The 1,657-nt window shown below is 48.0% G+C and carries 3 protein-coding genes; all 3 read right to left on the bottom strand.

The genetic code is table 11. The features are described from left to right. The coding region (locus CHU32_RS28410; protein WP_154400862.1) for a hypothetical protein at nt 1–467 on the bottom strand (467 nt) is incomplete at its 3' end. Between the two features lie 10 nt (nt 468–477). Then, on the bottom strand, nt 478–1,047 hold the full coding sequence (dfrA19, locus tag CHU32_RS27785) for a trimethoprim-resistant dihydrofolate reductase DfrA19 (protein WP_000019304.1): 570 nt from the start codon (nt 1,045–1,047) through the stop codon (nt 478–480). Then, the gene (locus tag CHU32_RS27780; protein ID WP_000645230.1) at nt 1,047–1,511 is read right to left on the bottom strand and encodes a BRCT domain-containing protein; all 465 of its coding nucleotides are present in this window, start codon (nt 1,509–1,511) and stop codon (nt 1,047–1,049) included. The genes dfrA19 and CHU32_RS27780 overlap by 1 nt, the downstream gene beginning before the upstream one ends. Nucleotides 1,512–1,657 lie beyond the last annotated feature (146 nt).

Raw genomic sequence — 1,657 nt, 5'->3', positions numbered from 1 at the left:
CTGATGGATCCAACCCCTCCGCTGCTATAGTGCAGTCGGCTTCTGACGTTCAGTGCAGCCGTCTTCTGAAAACGACAAACGATGTCAGCCAATAAGTTGTTGTAATAATCGACAAGTGTTTGTTGCAACTCGCCGTCCTGTAAGACTGCATTATCAGTCTGATTCAGGGCGGCTATGGTGTCATTTATACACCATAAACCGATGACGGCTGCACGTAAATCTGTGGATGCTCTTGATGGCGATTCAACGTTTGCTGTCCCACGCATGGCGACAGCATTGTTTAGCCCAGCAATAATCCCATTATAAGTTGGGGGGAGGGGCTCCGACAACTGCAAAGCTATCTTTTCTGTATTGTTTTGGATGTCGTCCGCAAGAATGGTATTCTCGATCAGTTCTCGAGCCAATAATGATGTTTCGAAGCAGACGGCCAACACCGTCTGCTTCGTTTCTGGTTCTTGTTCTTCCACTGCCAGCGCGTTACTGATTGTTACGCACGTAAGTAGCAAAGTGAATGCGCTCTTGAGTCTCATCAACGGTTGCCTCCACAGTCTCGCTGGCACTGGAATCAATGTGAAAATTGTTCTGGATCGGATCAACAGGAATAAATCGATCACAGTCGAACTCTCTTGGAATTATGGTCATGTGCAGTTTCGTTGCTGATGAAAGAGCTTGAATGTACAACTTCTCCCCACCAATGACAGCAATGCGTTGATCGGTATTCTCATACAGGTTGATCACAGCACGAAGATCAGGAACGACAGTAGCGCCTATGACATCTTCTTGTTTTAACGTCGAGGAGATCACGAACGATTCGCGTTCGGGGAGAATTCCTTTCTCCTTGATTCGCTCCTCGGCGCCATCCTTTTCTAACTGCATGTCACGCATGTCAGTATACGTGTGTTTCCCCATAACGCACACGCGGATCTCTTTAGAAATCCGCGTAAATCGCGCCATGTCTTCTTTGCATTTCCATGGAATCTTGCCGCCTTTCCCGAATCCCAACTTAGAATCCACAGCGACTATTAGCTCAAGTTGTGGGTGACTCATTAAAACTCCAAACCAGTCGATGCTGGTTGTTCCAGATATTGCTTACGGAAGGTGGCCAGATCAATCAGTTTGATATTTGCCTTTCCGCTGTTGTTGAGATCGTGCACTTTCTTCAATTTGCCGGAAGATCCGGAAGTGGATGCCGCGATCACCATGGTGGTCTTCGACGAGACTGATGATTGCACTTCACCACCCTCAGCTTCAATCAGCTTCTCCAAGGCCGCGTCACGAAAACCGGTGATCACGATCTTCTCACCGGTAAAACGATCCCCCGAAGTGACCTGCTGTTTGAACCCGATGATTGATTGAATCTTGTTGAATAGCTCGGCATGTTCAGCCATACCTGCAAGCACTTTTGCGGCAGTTTTGTAGCTGAATTTGTCGACGCTAACGATCTGCTCTTCGGTGATGGCATTGAAATCATCCAAGGTCTTAATATCCAAGCCTTCACACAGAGCTTTCATCTTGCGGCGCCCAACGCCGCGCCCAAAGTGGGGCATCGACCCCAACCAAACCGACAGGGGAACACTACTGGGTATAGGAAGTATAAACCACCTTTTTGCTCCTCATCCGAAGTATCTTACCTGAAATTCCCTCACTCGTTTACCGC

This window comes from Superficieibacter electus (assembly GCF_002915575.1).
Classification (GTDB): Bacteria; Pseudomonadota; Gammaproteobacteria; order Enterobacterales; family Enterobacteriaceae; genus Superficieibacter; species Superficieibacter electus.
This window is presented reverse-complemented; position numbering and strand designations above follow the sequence as displayed.